1 protein-coding gene is annotated in these 1657 nt (G+C 45.4%); it reads left to right on the forward strand.

What is annotated here, in order from left to right; translation table 11 throughout:
- Positions 1–247 precede the first annotated feature (247 nt).
- The gene (locus GKG34_RS15535; RefSeq protein WP_005936957.1) at positions 248–1423 is read left to right on the forward strand and encodes an IS110 family transposase; all 1176 of its coding nucleotides are present in this window, start codon (positions 248–250) and stop codon (positions 1421–1423) included.
- The last annotated feature ends 234 nt before the right edge of the window (positions 1424–1657 follow it).

Genomic DNA, 1657 nt, shown 5'->3' on the forward strand with positions numbered 1-1657 from the left:
TCGTATAATAAAATAGTAGTATTTATAGACCGCTCTCCAGCGGAATGCTACAATAGTTTCAGGGTGCTGTGGATTGGTGAGGCGTTACTACCGCAAAGACGGTTTTTGGGAGGCTCCAACCACAGCTTCTTTGTTGAAATGTTAATCAGTTAGATACCGCCAGACGGTTTATTTAGAACGAGGTTACAAGAGCAAAGAAGTCTGTGGTCCTGAACAGCATCGAAATAAATACGCCGGAGGTATCAAAATGGTTTGTGTTGGAATTGACGTTGCCAAGGATAAGCACGACTGCTGTATTCTCGACTCGGACGGAACGATTCGTGCCGACTGCATTACCATCCCCAATAACATGGATGGCTTCAAGCAGCTGCTTCAGACGATTCGAGACTGTACCAAAAAGTCAGACAAAATAAAAGTAGGACTTGAGGCTACCGGACATTACAGCTACAACATTCTTGGATTTCTTCTTGACAATGACCTGGCCGTCTATGTCATGAATCCTTTGCACACCAACCTGTACCGAAAAAGTCTCAGCCTTCGCAAAACCAAAACCGATCGTGTGGATGCAAGAACGATTGCAACTATGCTATTGTCCGATGTAGACCTCAAGTCCTACACGGATACAGCATACCATAACGAAGAGTTAAAGTCACTAACAAGATACCGATTCGATAAGGTTCGTGAAAGAGCCAAGCTGAAGCAGTCAGTGTCCAGACTGGTCACGATTCTGTTTCCAGAACTGGAGAAGCTCGTTCCCTCTCTCCATATTGCTTCGGTTTATGCGCTCCTCAGTGAATATCCCGGTGCAAAACAGATTTCAGAAATTCATCTCACCAAGCTGACAAACCTTCTTGCGACAGCATCCAAGGGTCGTTATGGCAAAGATAAGGCTATCCAGATTCGAGATGCTGCCAGAACTTCCATTGGTTCCGTTATGCCTGCTAAATTTCTGGAACTGAAGCATACCATTAAACTCATTCGGGAACTCACCTCCGAGATTGATGAAATTGAAGTTTCTATTCAGAAAATCATGGATGAACTGAATCCACCGATTCTTTCTATTCCCGGTGTCGGTATCCAGTCAGCAGCCATGATTCTTGCTGAAATCGGTGATTTTTCCAACTTTGAATCTCCTGACAAAATCCTTGCTTACGCTGGCTGCTCTCCATCTACATACCAGTCCGGAAAACTTACAAACTGTTACGCTCACATGGAGAAGCGTGGTTCTCGTTATTTGCGATATGCCCTCTACAACGCAACCAAGTACGTCTGCCACTGGAATCCCGTCTTTGCTGAATATCTTGCCAAGAAACGTGCTGAAGGAAAGCACTACAATGTTGCCTTATCCCATGCCACGAAGAAACTTGTGCGGCTAATCTATGCCTTGCAGAAATCTGGCAAAGCATATCTTGTAGCTGCCTGATTCTCTCCAGAGCCTGAGCCAAATCCAAGAACAACTTAGCTGGCGCAGCGAACCCTTGACAAACCGAAGCATTCAAATGCTATTCTGTTTCTGCGAGGGTTGGCCGGGCTTGCTTTGCTATTCTCTCCGTCGCCCTCGCTGCATTGATTATGGCATTTGAATGCTGTTTGTCAGGGGCAGCGGTCGGCAGACGGATTTTTTCATTTTGGGGCTTGACTTTTAATAGTTAGTCTC

Source organism: Faecalibacterium sp. BIOML-A4, assembly GCF_009679665.1.
Lineage (GTDB): Bacteria > Bacillota > Clostridia > Oscillospirales > Ruminococcaceae > Faecalibacterium > Faecalibacterium taiwanense.

What these genes read in the sequence shown, in the direction of transcription:
- GKG34_RS15535 (WP_005936957.1), top strand. Translation starts at nt 248, where the DNA reads ATGGTTTGTGTTGGAATTGACGTTGCCAAGGATAAGCACGACTGCTGT.